Source organism: Halomonas sp. GXIMD04776 (assembly GCF_049808615.1).
In the GTDB taxonomy this organism is placed as follows: domain Bacteria; phylum Pseudomonadota; class Gammaproteobacteria; order Pseudomonadales; family Halomonadaceae; genus Modicisalibacter.
Genome location: NZ_JBNCAN010000005.1, coordinates 169832 through 184768 on the forward strand (window position 1 = coordinate 169832; position 14937 = coordinate 184768).

A 14937-nucleotide genomic window follows, 5' to 3' on the forward strand; every position below is an offset into this window, starting at 1 on the left:
TTCATGAAGGCAGGGTGGCTGGCCAGCCCTGTTCGGTCAGGGGATAATCGTTGCACACTTTTCTTGATCCGGAGTCGATATGACGCCGCATACCGAACTCGAGCATGCGCTTACGCGCCTGGAGGCAACGCTGAGCAGCGTCGACCTATGGAGAACGCCCCAACCGGAGGCGATGGCCTTCAACAGCCAGGAGCCGTTCTGTGTCGACACCATGGAGCTTCCCCAGTGGCTGCGCTATGTCTTCATTCCCCGGCTGCAGACATTGGTGGATGCCAAGGCTGCTCTGCCCGTCAGCTGTCAGGTAGCGCCGGCCGTCGAAGTCTACCTGCAGCAATCGAAGCCCAGCACCCGGGCGCTGGTCGTGAAAGCGGTTGCCGATATTGACCGTATCGTGACGGAGGCCTGAATGTTCTATTACTTCGCCTACGGCAGTAACATGAACGTCGAACGGGTGGCGGCATGCATCGGTTCGACGCGTCGCGCGCTAGCGGGGACCCTGCACGGTTTTGAACTACGCTTCGACAAGGCATCGCGAATCCCGGGAATCGCTCATGCCAATGTGGCGCCTAAACCCGACCAGACGGTGGAGGGCGCCCTGTTCGAGCTCACCAAACCTGGGCAGATCGAGCTGATGGACCCCTTTGAAGGTGTTCCCCATGATTACCTGCGGGAACGGCATACCATCATGACGGCGGAAGGTGGTATAGAAGCCTGGGTTTATATCGCGCGTCCCGAACGTACTCGAGCGTCGCTCAGGCCGGCTCGGGAGTACCTGGAGCACCTGCTGGCGGGAGAAATGTTTCTATCGCCGGAATTACCATGCGAAATTGTCGCGCGTCGATGCCGTCGAAGGGTTGTGCGATACCACCTTGACGATGCTAGGGCTGTCTCGCCATACACCACGCTAAGAAATCGCTGCCTAAATGCCCTGTCCTTCATTCCGTTCGGCAACTTATTGTTTGGTCACAGCATAAAAAAACGCCGGGCACGAGGCCCGACGCTCAAGAACCAAGAAGCAGGTGTTAGAAGTTGAACGTTACGCCACCACCGATGGTGACCGGATCGACATCGAATTCGCCGCTGGTATTGCCAAGGTCATAGTCGACATCAAGATCGGTATAGGACGCAAAACCGTTAAGCGATAGATAGTCGGTGATGACCAGATCCACACCCAGTTCACCCTTGGGTGCCCAGGTGTTGTCGAGGCTGAGCCCCGCGCTTTCATTGGAGAAACGCGTGTAGTTGGCGCCCACCCCTACGTAAGGCTGTACACGAGAGTCCAGCCCGCCCATGGGGTAGAACTGAGCCATTAGATCGAAGGGCTGACGTTCAAAACCAATGTCGCTACCCACGATGTCATGCTCGAATTCTTCGCTACCGCCCAAGGTTACAGCGAGCTTGTCATGAACCATGACGCCAACATTACCCGTGAAGGCTCTTTCGTTGCTGATGTCGTCACCATCGTCGCCTTCCGGATCCGCTTTGACAACACCGGCACGGACCAGAATGTCACCCGCTTCATAAGCCATGGCCGCCTGGGAAGCACCAAAAAGGGCGGCGGCGATGATGGCCGAAGAAAGTAGTTTGGTCTTGAACATGGAATTCTCCTTGAACTCGTCTTCTACGCCTCGAGACGAAGCAGTAGTGCTCCAATTAAAAGAAAACACTGTTTCTGTACTGACGAACAGTATAGGAAACACTGTTCGCATTGTCTTGTAGATTTTTGTTATCGGCTATAAAAAGTAAATTCATTGGCCCTATTAGCACTTTTTCCTGATTGCTTGGAATCAGGCCTTTGGCGTTCACTAGTCCACAAATAACTGAATATTGTGGCGAAAGGAGACGCTTCAATGCTCCAGGCGAAACGTAGGTCCGGTCGCTATGGCTGGCAGGGTAGATTTTTGTCGTTGTTTGCATCGTCATTCATGGCGTTATGGCTACTGATCAATCCCTCGATCATCAGTGGCTTGCCCTTGGGTTGGCGCCTTCCGGTATGGTCATTAGGCCTCTGGGCGGTCGGTGCGGGCTTCTTTCATGGCATGGGGTTGATTCGGCGGGGCTGGATGCAGCACCTGCTTGGCGCTCCACGGTGCTGGGCATTGCTGATGCTGTTTTATCTAATTGTATTATTAAGAAGCTGATACAAAGCTGTTAAAAAACGGGCCACGATCGTGGCCCGGCTTTCACATTGGTGATTTTCTGCATCAGGTGGATCTGACGCTATCGAACTCGGCGATGACATCGGCGCTGGGTTCTTCCGTCACCAGGCTGACGACGACGATGGCGATATAAGCAAAGATCACTCCGGGTACGATCTCATACAGGTCGAAGATCCCGCCGGAGACCATGCTCCACAGCACCACGGTCACACCGCCGACGATGACGCCGGAGAGTGCCCCCCAGCGATTCATGCGCCGCCAGAACAGCGCCATGATCAAGGCTGGGCCGAAGGCGGCACCGAAGCCGGCCCAGGCGTAGGACACCAGCCCGAGTACCGTGGAATCGGGATTGAGCGCCAGCAGATAGGCGATGATGGCAATGCCCACGACCGCCAGACGCCCCACCCATACCAGTTCCTTGGAAGAGGCATCCTTGCGGAAGATCGCCTTGTAGAAGTCATCGGTCAGCGCCGAGGAAGACACCAGCAGCTGCGAATCGACGGTGGACATGACTGCTGCAAGGATAGCGGCCAACAATATCCCCGCGACTGCAGGATGGAAGATAACGTTGACCATGACCATGAAGACGGTCTCGCTGTCATTGAGATCCCTGGGTACATAGGCCAGTCCCAGCAAGCCCACACCAACGGCGCACGTCAGACCGATGGCGGACCAGGTCACGGCAATGCGGCGTGAGGTGGGGATGTCGTTCTCGCTGCGAATGGCGGCGAAACGCGCCAGGATGTGCGGCTGGCCGAAATAGCCAAGGCCCCAGGCCAGCGAGCTGACGATGCCGATCACCGACAGCGTTTCTCCGGTCGAGGCATCCTTGAACCAGGACAATAGCTGAGGGCTGTCCGCGGTGATGCGGCTGGCCGCCTCGCCGAAGCCGCCCATGTCGACCAGTGCAATCACCGGCACGACCACCAAGGCCGCCACCATCATTAGTCCCTGAATGAGGTCAGTCCAGGAGACGGCCAGAAAGCCCCCGAAGAAGGTGTAGGAGACGATGGCGATCGTACCCACAGTGACCGCCAGGGTGTAGTCCAGATCGAATACCGTCTCGAATAGCTTGCCCCCGGCGACCAGTCCCGAGCTGGTATAGAACAGAAAGAACAGCAGAATGAAAATCGCCGAAATGACGCGTAGCAGATGGGAGTTGTCGCGAAAGCGCTGCGCAAAGAACTCGGGCAAGGTCAGCGAGTCGCTGGCCACGAAGCTGTAGATGCGCAGGCGCCGAGCAACGATCAGCCAATTGAGCCAAGTGCCCGCTAACAGCCCAATGGCGATCCAGCTCGCCGATAGACCGCTGATATAAGCGGCGCCGGGCAAGCCGAGCAGCAGCCAGCCCGACATGTCCGATGCCCCGGCGGAAATGGCCGCCGTCCAGGGCCCCAATGAGCGACCCCCGAGAATATAGTCCGAGAGGTCATTGGTGCGTTTCCAGGCGACCAGACCAATGCCGAGCATTAGCAGCAGGTACAGGGCGAAGGTAATACCGATGGTGATACTGTTGTCAATCATGGGGTTTTTCCTATCCGATTATTATTCATTGTCGCATTCGCATCAGGGGCATTACGCGCCCTCATTCAGCATCCTCACTCATCACCCAAGGCGAGTAGCGAGGCGTTTCCTCCCAAGGCGGCCGTGTTGTTGGTACGGGTCTTCTCCGTGGCAAAGCTCAGCAGGTAGTGGGGGCCGCCAGCCTTGGGGCCGGTGCCGGAGAATCCTTGACCACCAAAAGGTTGCACGCCGACCACTGCACCAATGATATTACGATTGATATACACATTGCCCGCACGAACCTTGTCACCGACCGTCCTGGCGAAGGAATCGTTGCGGCTATGAACGCCAAACGTAAGACCATAGCCCTTGGCGTTGATGGACTCGATGACCTTGTCGATATCGGCGGACTTGTAGCGGGCAATGTGCAATATCGGACCAAATTGCTCGCTTTCCATCTCCTCGATGCCCGACACCTTGAAGGCCGTGGGTGCAACAAACCTGCCTTGAGCGATGTGTTCGCCAGTCAGCGGTGTTTCCGCCAGCAGGCGATCCTCACCCTTGAGCTTGTCGATATAGGCTTGCAGTCCTTGGCGTGCTTCCTCATCAATCACCGGCCCAACGTCGGTACCAAGATGACGCGGGTCGCCGATACTCAGTTCCTGCATGGCCCCCCGGAGAATCTCGATGACCCGATCCGCTACGTCTTCCTGCAAGTAAAGAAGGCGCAGTGCCGAACAGCGCTGACCGGCACTCTGAAACGAGGAGCGGATGACATCGACGACCACCTGTTCCGGCAGGGCGGTGGAGTCGACGATCATGGCGTTGAGCCCACCGGTTTCGGCAATCAGCGCCGGCAGCGGAGCGTTTTCGCGAGCGGCCAGGGCGCGGTTGATGAGGTTCGCGGTCGCCGTGGAGCCGGTAAAGGCGACACCGGTAATGCGCGGATCGGAAGAGAGCACGCTGCCCACCGTGGGGCCATCTCCGGGCAGTAGCTGAACCACATCCCGGGGCATGCCGGCCTCGTGCAGCAACTCGACCACGCGATGGGCGATCAAGGAGGTCTGTTCCGCAGGTTTAGCCAATACGCTATTACCCGAGACCGCCGCGGCAACCATCTGTCCGCAGAAGATCGCCACCGGAAAGTTCCAGGGGCTGATGCAGGCGAACACCCCTTTACCGCTCATCATCAACTCGTTGACCTCGCCGGTGGGGCCGGGGAGCACCGTCGTCTCGCCGAACAGCTCCCGAGCGCGAGTGGCATAGTAGCGGCAGAAATCCACCGCCTCGCGAATCTCATCGATACCGTCGGTCAAGAGCTTACCGCCTTCCCGAGAGCACAGCGTCATCAGTTCGGCGGTATGGGCTTCCAGAGAGTCGGCGAAGCGCTCGAGAATTTCGGCGCGTTCATTCACCGGCGTGTCGCGCCAGCGAGGAAAGGCGCCCCAGGCCACGTCCACGGCTTTTTGCGCCTGTTCCTCGGTGGTCCATTGCACGCTGCCGACTCGTCGCGTCGTATCAAACGGGCTCTTGACCTCACGACGTTGTTCTGCATCATCGGCCACCTCGACGCCGAGCAGCGGCTTGGCGTGATACTCCTTGTCCATGAACTCGGCCATGGCATCCATCAGTGGCTGGTACTGACTCCAGATGTTCAGATTGACGCCCCGGGAATTACGCCGCTTGGAGCCATAGAGATCCGGCGGCAGGGGGATCTTCGGATTGGCATAGGTGTCGTACTGCTTGAGCGTTTCGACGGGATGCACGCACAGCGACTCCACCGGCACCTTGGGATCGACCAGCTGATGCACGAAGGAGGAGTTGGCGCCGTTTTCCAGCAGGCGACGCACCAGGTAAGGCAGTAGATCCTTGTGGGCACCCACCGGCGCATAGATGCGGCAATAGGTACCTTCGGGCGCGCGTTTGAGGGCTGCGTCGTAGAGCGCCTCGCCCATGCCGTGCAGGCGCTGAAACTCGAAAGGCCGGGTGGACTCGGTGGCGAGTTCGAGGATCGTGCTGATGGTATGAGCGTTATGGGTCGCGAACTGGGGGAAGATGCGTCCGCGGGTGTTCTCCGAGAGCAGGAAATGCACGCAGCCCAGATAGGCCACATCGGTATTGGCCTTGCGGGTGAATACCGGATAACCGTCGACCCCGACCATCTGGGTTTCCTTGACCTCGGTATCCCAGTAGGCGCCTTTTACCAGGCGCATGGGGATCACGTCGCCCTGAATATCGGCCAGACGGTTGATATAGTGCAGCACCGGCAGGGCGCGCTTGGCGTAGGCCTGGACGACGATGCCGAAATGCCCCCATCCCTTGCAGGCCTCGCTCTCGTAGACGGCGCGAAAGACCTCGAGGGATAGCTCGAGACGATCCACTTCTTCCGCGTCGATGGTGAGTTCTACCTGACGCTCCCGGGCCATGACCACGAGTTCCTTGACCGTGCCGACCAGTTCTTCCAGCACCTGCTCGCGCCGACCGAACTCATAGCGGGGGTGCAGTGCCGACAGCTTGATCGAGATCGACGGTTCAGGGGTGCGCTCGTCGAGCTTCTGGCTGGTGGCGCCGACCTGCTTGATGGCGTGGGCGTAGTCGTCGAAGTAGCGTCGGGCGTCTTCTCGGGTGCGTGCCGCTTCACCGAGCATGTCGTAGGAATAGGTATAGCCCTTGTCGAAGAGCGTCTTGGAGTTCTTTAGAGCCTCGTCGATGGTGCGCCCCAGCACGAACTGGCGGCCCATGATCTTCATCGCCTGGTACATGGCACGGCGGATCACCGGCTCACCCAGGCGATTGGTCATGCGGTTGATGAAGTTGGCGGGCTTGCCCTCCTTGGGTTTGTCCATCTGCAGCACGCGACCGGTCATCAAAAGTCCCCAGGTCGAGGCGTTGACGAACCAGGAATCACTCTGGCCCAGGTGGGATTTCCAGTCTGCGGGCCCCAGACGATCATCGATCAGGGCGTCGGCGGTGGCCTTGTCGGGGATGCGCAGCATGGCTTCCGCCAGGCACATCAGCATCAGGCCCTCGTGGGTATCGAGACTGTACTGCTGCAGCAGTTCATCGATGGAGTCCACCGCCGTGTCCATGTTGCGGACTTCCCGCACCAGTTCGGCAGTCTTGCCGGCGATACGCTTGAAGTCCTCGTCATCGGCCTGGAGAAGATCGACGAATTCAGCGACGAAGTGTTCCTCGTCGACGATGTAGTGGTCGCTGACAGAGCTGAGCAGGGTGTCCAGGTCGCGTTGCCAGGTGGCGGTATCCAGCATGGTCTTGGCGGTAAGCATGAAATGACCTCTCATCGTAGTGCCCGACCCGAGCTTCTGGCATAGGGGTGAAAGATGCCGGCTGGCGTATGTCAACGCAGTGAGCAATGACGCCCGGGTGCGCGAAGGTTGCGCGGAGTGTTGAATCTAGAGTGGACGATAGCCACCCGTCTTGCCAATTCCTTGGCTGCGTTTGCATAAATCGAGGAAATTATGAGCCAGTGGGGAAAGATCTTATACGTTGGTCTAATAATTGCTATGCAAGCGCGTTTAAACCGGCGGTCTGAATTCTTGCCGTCTGACGCAATTGATTGGGTGTCTGATCAAATGCGCGACGGATGGCATGGGACAAGGCACTTTGATTGGCAAAGCCGGTACGCGCCGCGACTTCACTCAAGGGTAGGCAGGAGGTGCTCAGCAGCTCCCGCGCTGTCGAGAGGCGCTCGCGCAATACGTATTTGTAAGGAGAAAGCCCTGTCTGGCGGCGAAAGCAGTCGCTGAAATGTGCTTCGCTGAGACAGGCGAGACGCGCCAGCTCGGCAACGCTGAGCCGCTGCGCCAGATGTGATTGAATATAGCGATCGATGATGGCTAGATCGAGTCGTGGTGAGCTGGCCGGGGGTAAGTGCATTGAGAGTCGTGCATGGAGACAGCCGAGGAAGGCAGTCGCCAGCAGCTCGCCTGGGGCATGGCGTGGCTGGCCTAGTTCCAGCACGAGAAAATTGAGATAAGAACGTAGTGACTCGTCGAGGGTGAAAAAGCGCGGCGCATCGAACAGGCGTACCTGTTCGCGATAAGAGCCACACAGCGCCGGGGCATCATCCGGGAGATCGAGAATCAGTTGGCGGTTGTTGCCGATGCCACTGTAATAGTGAATATGATCCGCAGGGACGATACAGCCGCTCAAGGGCGCGACATGGCCGCCCAGGCCTTCGATCTCGAATTCGGCATGGCCCTCGAGGCCGATCACGATCTGATGATAATCATGGGCGTGATGCTTGGTGGCATTATCGAGGGGGGTTAGACGAAAGGCGCTGGTCATGGGTGGCCTCGTAGCTTCGATCGCCAATGTGAGCCAATGGCAGGATGACTAAAACGATCGCTTGCCTTGTTCGACAAGCATGCGAGAAGCCAGGTCATCGCGTAGCGTGGTCAATTCGCAACGACCGCGACGCGATAATAGGCATCCGCCCTGGGCAGCCTGCCAGGGGCGGCCGTGATCATCCATGATATCCTGGGCGTTGCGGCGAACCGCCTCGAGAGAATCGTCGTGACGGATAGGATAGCCCACCAAGGCATTCCATTCGGTTTCCGAGGCTTGATGGTTCAATACGCGTTCGAAAAGCTGCAGCAAATGCTCTGGCTCTGTACGATAGCGTGGCGTGCTCATGCTGATCAATAGCGCCATGCTGCCACCGACCACCAGCAGACACACGACGAAGGCAACGAGATAGACAAGCATGGCGGTCAGTCCGGCCTGCTCAGGCGGCTGGGTGAATCATGTAAGCCGTCATTTACCCGAATCTGCATTGCTTTCTCCCTATCGCTGTACCATTGTCGAAAAAAGATCCACGGCTGCCTCACTTATTGTCTGCTTTATGGGACATGAGTCGAGAGCAACTCATTGTATCGTCCATTGCAACAAGGAGCGTCCATGCTTAACGAAGCTATTGAAATTCGTGAACTGAAAGAAGGCGACGACGAATCATCGATTCGCTATGAAGTGTATGACAGCGACACCGGCACATCGTTGGGGGTATTCGACAATTATGAAGATGCTCAGTACGAGGTGGAGAGCATGAAAAGCTCCAATGAAGCCATCTGGAAAGATGGCGAAGACGCGGACCCCGGTACGGAGTGACGTTGGTCCCGGCACTATTGTCGATTGTGGAGCGGGCAACGAGATTCGAACTCGCGACCCTCAGCTTGGGAAGCTGATGCTCTACCAACTGAGCTATACCCGCCTTGACGCGCATGATAGTGAATCACAGCGTACCCCTGCAAGCACAGCGTCTCATCCGCATTTGGCACGGTTGCAGGAAATTTTCATCGCTCGGGAGAATTTTTTGCATCCTGTGGTCACAGGGATAGCGCAACGTTCCTTCAAGACTGAATATTGCGTCTTTACTTACTGCATTCGATCCTTCGCCGCCGCGTCACCGACGCGGCGGCTTTTTACGAGTGCCGCCTACGAGTACCGTGCAGGCTATAAATGCTGCGCCGGCTCACAGGTTGCCGCGCATCGAGGCGATCGCGCTCAGGATATCACGCCGCGTGACGATGCCCATCAGGCGCTGCTCATCCACCACGGGATAGATCTTGGGCTTGTTGCCCAGCATCTCCTGAGCCAGATCGACGATGCCCTTGTCGGGGGTAACCGTGAGTACCTCGTCGCGCATCAACTCGCGTACCAGCGCAGGCTGACCGCCGTGATAGGCGCTGTCGAGCAGTTTACCCATGACGTCCTGTTCCGAAATGAAGCCGATCAGGTGATCGTGATCATCGACCACCGGAGCACCGGGCAGGCGGTGTAGCGCAAGGCCGGCTACCAGGGTGGCCACGGAGGTCGATGCGGATACCCGGAAGCAATCCCGAGACATGATTTCGCCGACGGTGGTGGGGGCTTTCTTGTTCATAATGCATTCCCTTCTGTCAGTGTTTCGCAAGCCATCCGCTATAGGCAAACCCGGTTCGATGATGATGCGACTCGTTATTCAATGCGCCATCTATCGCCATGCAACCACAGCCATTGTGGTGTTTCTCCAACCCAGCATAGCCCAATCCCAGGATGGTGCTCTGAGGTCCCGTCTCTGAACCTTCCTGCAGTAAGCTCATCCAAACGCTAACGGCTATCACTGAATCTTGCCAGCCGCGCCACCATCGTGGGGAGTTGACTCGGCGAGTTGCCGATGTTGTTCATGATGCTTCAGGGCACGAGTTTCGTTTCATTTGCAGGAGATCGATAATGAACGCACGCGATTACATGGCGAAAAAGGGAATCGATCTGGACAGGGAAGAAGATAAGCCGCAAAGCCTGGAAGAAATGGCCTGGTCGCGAGCCCGGGAGGCGGGCAGTCATCCACCGCGCAGCGGCACGCCGTTCGATTGGGAGGATTGGGAGCGTTACCATGATCAATTGGCGGAGAATTCCGAACGCATCACTCAAAAGATCAATGCGCGCTCGTCGCGTGACAAGAATGACGATTAGCGGTGACTGACGTATCATGAGGATTCAATTATTGTCGGCCACCGTGGCAAGTAATTGACAACAAGGAGGTTTTGCATGGACATCATTCGTATCATTCTGGCAATTTTGCTGCCCCCGGTAGGCGTGTTTCTCCAGGTGGGTCTTGGACTGCATTTCTGGATCAATATTCTTCTGACGATTCTCGGCTACATTCCCGGTATCGTGCATGCCATCTGGATCATCGCTCGGCGCTAGTCGCAAGCTTGGCGTAACAACGGCAACGGAAGACCCATTGGGATCTTCCGTTGTTCGTTTTCAAAGGCTTGAGCAGGCTCTAGCTGCTGATTGCCTGGATACCCGCCTTGGCCACCTGGGCATCCTGCTCGGGTTTGACGCCGGAGACACCCGCGGCACCCGCCACCTGGCCGTCCACCAGCACCGGTACGCCGCCGGTCATCATGCCCTGTAATACAGGCGCCGAAAGAAAGGCAGTACGCCCATTGTTGATCATCTCTTCGTACGCCTGGGATTCACGTCTTCCCAGCGCGGCGGCACGTGCTTTCTCGTTAGCGATGTAGCTGGAAATGGGCGAGCAGCCGTCGAGACGGCGTAGGCCCAACAGATGACCGCCATCGTCCACCACGGCGACCGTGATCGCCCAGCCATTGGCCTCGGCTTCCTGCTGAGCGGCATCGAGAATGGCATTGGCATCGTCCAAGGTCAGTGCGGGTTTCTGTTGCATGTTGTTACTCCTTTTTATTGAAATATTCTGTCGACATTCATGCTGATGCGAGCGCATCGTCGACGATCTCTATCCAGTGCCTGACCCGGGTACGACCGGCACCATCGAGGTGGGTCTGGCAGCCTATGTTGGCGGTCACGATCGTTTCCGGGTTGCCGGCTTCCAGTGCGTCGAGCTTGTTGTCGCGCAGCTGTTTCGCCAGCTCCGGCTGGGTGACCGAGTAGGTGCCCGCGGAACCACAGCACAGATGAGCATCGCGCACCGGGGTCAGGTTGAAGCCGAGGCGGGTGAGTATGCCCTCGGCCACGCCACCCAGTCGTTGTGCGTGCTGCAGGGTGCAAGGGCAGTGAAAGGCCAGCTTGCGTGACTCCTTGATCTTCAATGCCTCGAGATCCTCGTCGCGCAGGATCTCGACCAAATCCTTGGCCAGGGCACTGATGCGCTTGGCTTTCTCCTCGTAGTCGGTATCGCCCTCGAGCATTTCACCATATTCTTTCACGAATGCGCCGCAGCCGCTGGCCGTCTGCACTATGGCCTCGCAGCCGGCCTCGACATGGGGCCACCAGGCGTCGATGTTATTGCGCATGCGCTGCAGGCCGGCCTGCTGGGCATTCAAATGATAATCGATGGCGCCACAGCAGCCGGCGTCCGGTGCCGGGGTCAGGCCGATGCCGAGCCGATCGAGCACGCGGGCGGTGGCCGCATTGGTATTGGGAGAGAGCCCGGGTTGTACGCAGCCTTCGAGAATCAGCATTTGCCGCGCATGTTGCTTGCCGTCTGGCCGCTTGCCGGGGGCCGCCGGCTTGGCCGGCATCTTGTCGCGCAGCGTGCCGGGCACCAGCGGGCGGAAGATCTGCCCCATCTTGAGCAGCGCCGCAAAGCGTTTGGGCTCGACCAGGGCGTGACGCAGACCAAAATGCAAGGCGCGTTCCTTGGGTGTACGGCCCACACGGCGGTCAACCTCGGCGCGGCCGATATCGAGCAGCTTGTGATACTCGACCCCGGAAGGGCAGGTGGTTTCACAGTTGCGGCAGGTCAGGCAGCGATCCAGATGAAGCTGGGTTTCCTTGGTTACTTGATCGTCATCGTCGCGGCTTTCCAGCAGCTCCTTCATCAGGTAGATGCGCCCACGGGGGCCGTCACGTTCATCTCCCAGCAACTGATAGGTGGGACAGGTGGCATTGCAGAAGCCACAGTGCACGCAGGTGCGCAGCACGCGATCGGCCTCGCGGATATGCGGTTTTTGCAGGTCTGCTTCGGTGAAGTGGGTCTGCATGCTTAAAACTCCGGGTAAAGCCGGCCAGGATTGAAGATGCCGTTGGGATCGAGCTGGGTCTTGAGTCGTCGGTGATAGGTGGCAACGACCTTGGAGAGCGGGGTAAACGGTTCAGCGTGGCCGGCAGTGAAACAGGTGGCATGCCCCCCGGCCTGAGTGACGGTCTCGCGCAGTACGTCTGCCTCATCGTCGCTGCGAAGCCAGCGCTGGGCCCCGGCCCAGTCGTAAAGCACGTCACCGTCCAGCGCCAGCGGCGGGGTGTTGTTGGGCAGCGATAGACGCCACAGCGGACGCGAATCCTTCTTGTCGAAAAAAACCAGGCGCTGTTCGCGCAAGTCTTGCCAGAAGCTGCTGACGAGATCGTCCCCACCCAACTGTTCTCTGGTAGCGGCCACCGAACTCGCGCCACCTTCCAGACGCAGATGCAGCGCATCATCATGGTAGGCTGCGGCGGTGATCGGCAGTGGCTGACGGCCCCATTGCGCGAGTCGTTGCAAGGCGTCATCCAGGGGCAATTCGAGACGCAGGCTGTGAATGGCGTTCGGTTTGGGCAATACCTTGAGCGAGACCTCGGTGATGACGCCAAGGGTGCCCTGGGCGCCGACCATCAGACGCGAGAGATCGTAACCGGCCACATTCTTCATCACCTCGCCGCCGAAGCGTAGATGCTTGCCTTCATAAGTGATGAGCCGGGTGCCGAGCACGAAATCGCGCACTGCGCCAGCCCAGGGACGACGAGGGCCGGAAAGACCGCTGGCGATCATGCCGCCGACGGTGGCGGTAGGGCCGAAGTGGGGCGGTTCACAACTCAGTTGCTGGTGTTCCGCATCCAATGCTGCCTCGAGTTCCGCAAGCGGGGTGCCGGCGCGCACCGAAACCACCAGTTCCACCGGATCGTAATGGGTAATGCCGCGATGCTCGGTCAGGGACAATGCGTCACCCTCGATCCGTCGACCATAAAAGTCCTTGGTGCCGCCACCCTCTATCCTCAGTGGCGTCTTGTCGGCATTGGCCTGGCGCACACGCTCACAGAGTACCTCGGTGTTATCCTGGCCAGGGCCCTGTTGACTCTCCGCAAGAGCTGGGTGCCTATCTTGTTCGTGCTGCATGGTTCGTCCTCAGAAGCGTGGCAACTCGGGATGCGGCAACTCCCCGTTATGCACGTGCATGGCGCCGAATTCGGCACAGCGATGCAACGTCGGTATGTTCTTGCCCGGATTGAGCAAACCTGAACTGTCGAAGGCCGCCTTCACGGCGTGAAAGGTGGTGATCTCATCGGGCTGGAACTGGGTGCACATCTGGTTGATCTTTTCGCGCCCCACGCCATGTTCACCGGTGATGCTACCGCCCACCTCGACGCACAGCTCGAGTATCTTGCCGCCGATGGTCTCGGCCTTTTCCAGCTCGCCGGGCTGGTTGGCATCGAACATGATCAGCGGGTGGGTGTTGCCGTCGCCGGCATGAAAGACATTGGCGACCCGCAGGCCATATTCTTCCGACAGGTCGGCGATACCCTTGAGAACCCTGGGCAGTTCGCGGCGAGGGATGGTGCCGTCCATGCAGTAGTAGTCCGGTGACATGCGCCCGACCGCGGGGAAGGCGTTCTTGCGCCCGGCCCAGAACAGGGCACGTTCGGCCTCGTCTCGGGCCTGCTGTATATCGCCGGCGCCGGCCTGTTCGAGTACCCTGCGGACCGTGGCGCAGTCGTCGTCGACATCTGCTTCTACCCCGTCCAACTCGCACAGCAGTATCGCCTCGGCGTCTACCGGATAGCCTGCCTTGATGAAGTCCTCTGCCGCCTGAATCGCCAGCTTGTCCATCATCTCCAGGCCCCCGGGGATGATGCCGGCGGCGATGATGTCACCGACTGCCTTGCCGGCTTTTTCGACGTCGTCGAAGCTGGCCATCAGCACCTTGGCGCTTTCGGGTTTGGGCAGCAGCTTCACGGTGATCTCCGTGATCACGCCGAGCATGCCTTCGGAGCCATTGAACAGGGCGAGTAGATCGAATCCCGGGGCATCGAAGGCCTCCGAGCCCAGAATCATGCGCTCGCCTTCGATGGTGACGACCTCGACCCTGAGTACGTTGTGTACCGTCAAACCGTACTTCAGGCAGTGCACGCCACCGGCGTTCTCGGCGACGTTACCGCCGATCGAACAGGCAATCTGGGATGAAGGGTCCGGCGCATAGTAGAGCCCATAGGGAGCCGCCGCCTCGGAAATGGCCAGGTTGCGAACCCCGGGCTGGACGCGAGCGATGCGCGCGTCCGGGTCGACCTCGAGAATTCGTGAAAAACGCGACATGACCAGCAGCACCCCTTTTTCCAGAGGCAGGGCGCCTCCGGAAAGACCGGTGCCGGCACCCCGGGTGACCACCGGTACCTCCAGTTCGAAACAGGTACGCATCAGCGTTTCGATCTGTTCCAGGGTATGGGGCATGGCGACCAGCATCGGCAGCACGCGATACGCGGAAAGCCCGTCACATTCAAAAGGGCGCAGGTCTTCTTCTCGATGCAATAAGGTCATGTCGGGCAAGGCTTGTTGCAATCGCTGAAGTGCGTTTGCCTTGTCCGACGCGGGTAGCACGCCATCCAGTCGTTCGTCGTAGAGAATGTTCATGATCACACTTCCCATTTTATGTCCTGGGCACCACTGTGAGCGTTACCATTGGGACTGTCCAGCCTTTGGTACAGTGGTCAGACCAGTAATTGGTCTAATTTTTGGAAATCGTTTCCAATATAGAGCAAAAGGTTATGTCGTGGGTAATGGCCTGGACCTCGAAAGAGAGTAACCCCAGGCGTTTGG

General features: G+C 58.6%; 16 protein-coding genes and 1 tRNA gene. 6 read left to right on the plus strand and 11 right to left on the minus strand.

All coding sequences use genetic code 11. The features are described from left to right. Nucleotides 1-79 precede the first annotated feature (79 nt). Both ACPF7Z_RS05095 and ACPF7Z_RS05100 read left to right on the plus strand, forming a co-directional pair. Entirely contained in the window at nt 80-406 is a 327-nt protein-coding gene (locus ACPF7Z_RS05095) for a YqcC family protein (RefSeq protein WP_425192098.1), read from the plus strand. Further along, the gene (locus ACPF7Z_RS05100; protein ID WP_425192099.1) at nt 407-1033 is read left to right on the plus strand and encodes a gamma-glutamylcyclotransferase family protein; all 627 of its coding nucleotides are present in this window, start codon (nt 407-409) and stop codon (nt 1031-1033) included. Here ACPF7Z_RS05100 and ACPF7Z_RS05105 read toward each other — a convergent pair. Continuing rightward, nucleotides 1023-1598, minus strand: a complete 576-nt coding sequence (locus ACPF7Z_RS05105; protein WP_425192100.1) for an OmpW/AlkL family protein — start codon at nt 1596-1598, stop codon at nt 1023-1025. The two genes, ACPF7Z_RS05100 and ACPF7Z_RS05105, sit on opposite strands and share 11 nt — an antisense overlap. 252 nt (nt 1599-1850) lie before the next feature. On the opposite strand from ACPF7Z_RS05105, the gene ACPF7Z_RS05110 reads away from it, so the two are divergent. After that, on the plus strand, nt 1851-2141 hold the full coding sequence (locus ACPF7Z_RS05110) for a hypothetical protein (RefSeq protein ID WP_425192101.1): 291 nt from the start codon (nt 1851-1853) through the stop codon (nt 2139-2141). Nucleotides 2142-2204: 63 nt separating this feature from the next. Here the strand turns inward: ACPF7Z_RS05110 and putP are convergent, their stop codons facing one another. The 4 genes from putP to ACPF7Z_RS05130 form a co-directional block, all read right to left on the minus strand. Next, a complete protein-coding gene (putP, locus tag ACPF7Z_RS05115) occupies nt 2205-3683 on the minus strand; it encodes a sodium/proline symporter PutP (protein ID WP_425192102.1) in 1479 nt (492 codons plus the stop codon). Nucleotides 3684-3757: 74 nt separating this feature from the next. Then, nucleotides 3758-6949, minus strand: a complete 3192-nt coding sequence (gene putA / locus ACPF7Z_RS05120; protein ID WP_425192103.1) for a bifunctional proline dehydrogenase/L-glutamate gamma-semialdehyde dehydrogenase PutA — start codon at nt 6947-6949, stop codon at nt 3758-3760. Nucleotides 6950-7184: 235 nt separating this feature from the next. Continuing rightward, nucleotides 7185-7970 carry a helix-turn-helix domain-containing protein gene (locus ACPF7Z_RS05125; protein ID WP_425192104.1) on the minus strand — a complete coding sequence of 262 codons (786 nt, stop codon included), beginning with the start codon at nt 7968-7970 and terminating at the stop codon, nt 7185-7187. Nucleotides 7971-8018: 48 nt separating this feature from the next. Continuing rightward, nucleotides 8019-8390: a hypothetical protein gene (locus tag ACPF7Z_RS05130; RefSeq protein ID WP_425192105.1), complete on the minus strand. Its 372-nt coding sequence runs from the start codon at nt 8388-8390 to the stop codon at nt 8019-8021. Between the two features lie 192 nt (nt 8391-8582). Between ACPF7Z_RS05130 and ACPF7Z_RS05135 the strand changes: the two genes are divergently transcribed. Next, nucleotides 8583-8789, plus strand: a complete 207-nt coding sequence (locus ACPF7Z_RS05135; RefSeq protein WP_425192106.1) for a hypothetical protein — start codon at nt 8583-8585, stop codon at nt 8787-8789. A 27-nt stretch (nt 8790-8816) separates the two neighbouring features. On the opposite strand, the gene ACPF7Z_RS05140 is transcribed toward ACPF7Z_RS05135, so the two are convergent. Further along, nucleotides 8817-8892 (minus strand) — tRNA-Gly (locus tag ACPF7Z_RS05140). A gap of 261 nt (nt 8893-9153) precedes the next feature. Next, nucleotides 9154-9564: a CBS domain-containing protein gene (locus ACPF7Z_RS05145; RefSeq protein WP_425192107.1), complete on the minus strand. Its 411-nt coding sequence runs from the start codon at nt 9562-9564 to the stop codon at nt 9154-9156. A 329-nt stretch (nt 9565-9893) separates the two neighbouring features. On the opposite strand from ACPF7Z_RS05145, the gene ACPF7Z_RS05150 reads away from it, so the two are divergent. Then, nucleotides 9894-10136, plus strand: a complete 243-nt coding sequence (locus ACPF7Z_RS05150; RefSeq protein ID WP_425192108.1) for a hypothetical protein — start codon at nt 9894-9896, stop codon at nt 10134-10136. A 75-nt stretch (nt 10137-10211) separates the two neighbouring features. Further along, complete coding sequence (locus ACPF7Z_RS05155) at nt 10212-10370, plus strand: YqaE/Pmp3 family membrane protein (RefSeq protein ID WP_425192109.1); 159 nt, start codon at nt 10212-10214, stop codon at nt 10368-10370. Between the two features lie 79 nt (nt 10371-10449). Here ACPF7Z_RS05155 and ACPF7Z_RS05160 read toward each other — a convergent pair whose 3' ends face one another. The 4 genes from ACPF7Z_RS05160 to glcD are packed head-to-tail and all read right to left on the minus strand — an operon-like array spanning nt 10450 to nt 14751. Then, the gene (locus ACPF7Z_RS05160; RefSeq protein WP_425192110.1) at nt 10450-10857 is read right to left on the minus strand and encodes a GlcG/HbpS family heme-binding protein; all 408 of its coding nucleotides are present in this window, start codon (nt 10855-10857) and stop codon (nt 10450-10452) included. A 37-nt stretch (nt 10858-10894) separates the two neighbouring features. Beyond that, a complete protein-coding gene (glcF, locus tag ACPF7Z_RS05165) occupies nt 10895-12133 on the minus strand; it encodes a glycolate oxidase subunit GlcF (protein ID WP_425192111.1) in 1239 nt (412 codons plus the stop codon). Between the two features lie 2 nt (nt 12134-12135). After that, complete coding sequence (gene glcE, locus ACPF7Z_RS05170) at nt 12136-13242, minus strand: glycolate oxidase subunit GlcE (protein ID WP_425192112.1); 1107 nt, start codon at nt 13240-13242, stop codon at nt 12136-12138. Between the two features lie 9 nt (nt 13243-13251). Then, nucleotides 13252-14751, minus strand: coding sequence for a glycolate oxidase subunit GlcD (glcD, locus tag ACPF7Z_RS05175; RefSeq protein WP_425192113.1), 1500 nt, complete (start codon nt 14749-14751; stop codon nt 13252-13254). Nucleotides 14752-14937: the final 186 nt, after the last annotated feature.

Coding starts and splice junctions, on each gene's coding strand:
- ACPF7Z_RS05095 (WP_425192098.1), top strand. CDS start 80: ATGACGCCGCATACCGAACTCGAGCATGCGCTTACGCGCCTGGAGGCA.
- ACPF7Z_RS05100 (WP_425192099.1), top strand. CDS start 407: ATGTTCTATTACTTCGCCTACGGCAGTAACATGAACGTCGAACGGGTG.
- ACPF7Z_RS05105 (WP_425192100.1), bottom strand. CDS start 1,598: ATGTTCAAGACCAAACTACTTTCTTCGGCCATCATCGCCGCCGCCCTT.
- ACPF7Z_RS05110 (WP_425192101.1), top strand. CDS start 1,851: ATGCTCCAGGCGAAACGTAGGTCCGGTCGCTATGGCTGGCAGGGTAGA.
- putP (WP_425192102.1), bottom strand. CDS start 3,683: ATGATTGACAACAGTATCACCATCGGTATTACCTTCGCCCTGTACCTG.
- putA (WP_425192103.1), bottom strand. CDS start 6,949: ATGCTTACCGCCAAGACCATGCTGGATACCGCCACCTGGCAACGCGAC.
- ACPF7Z_RS05125 (WP_425192104.1), bottom strand. CDS start 7,970: ATGACCAGCGCCTTTCGTCTAACCCCCCTCGATAATGCCACCAAGCAT.
- ACPF7Z_RS05130 (WP_425192105.1), bottom strand. CDS start 8,390: ATGCTTGTCTATCTCGTTGCCTTCGTCGTGTGTCTGCTGGTGGTCGGT.
- ACPF7Z_RS05135 (WP_425192106.1), top strand. CDS start 8,583: ATGCTTAACGAAGCTATTGAAATTCGTGAACTGAAAGAAGGCGACGAC.
- ACPF7Z_RS05145 (WP_425192107.1), bottom strand. CDS start 9,564: ATGAACAAGAAAGCCCCCACCACCGTCGGCGAAATCATGTCTCGGGAT.
- ACPF7Z_RS05150 (WP_425192108.1), top strand. CDS start 9,894: ATGAACGCACGCGATTACATGGCGAAAAAGGGAATCGATCTGGACAGG.
- ACPF7Z_RS05155 (WP_425192109.1), top strand. CDS start 10,212: ATGGACATCATTCGTATCATTCTGGCAATTTTGCTGCCCCCGGTAGGC.
- ACPF7Z_RS05160 (WP_425192110.1), bottom strand. CDS start 10,857: ATGCAACAGAAACCCGCACTGACCTTGGACGATGCCAATGCCATTCTC.
- glcF (WP_425192111.1), bottom strand. CDS start 12,133: ATGCAGACCCACTTCACCGAAGCAGACCTGCAAAAACCGCATATCCGC.
- glcE (WP_425192112.1), bottom strand. CDS start 13,242: ATGCAGCACGAACAAGATAGGCACCCAGCTCTTGCGGAGAGTCAACAG.
- glcD (WP_425192113.1), bottom strand. CDS start 14,751: ATGAACATTCTCTACGACGAACGACTGGATGGCGTGCTACCCGCGTCG.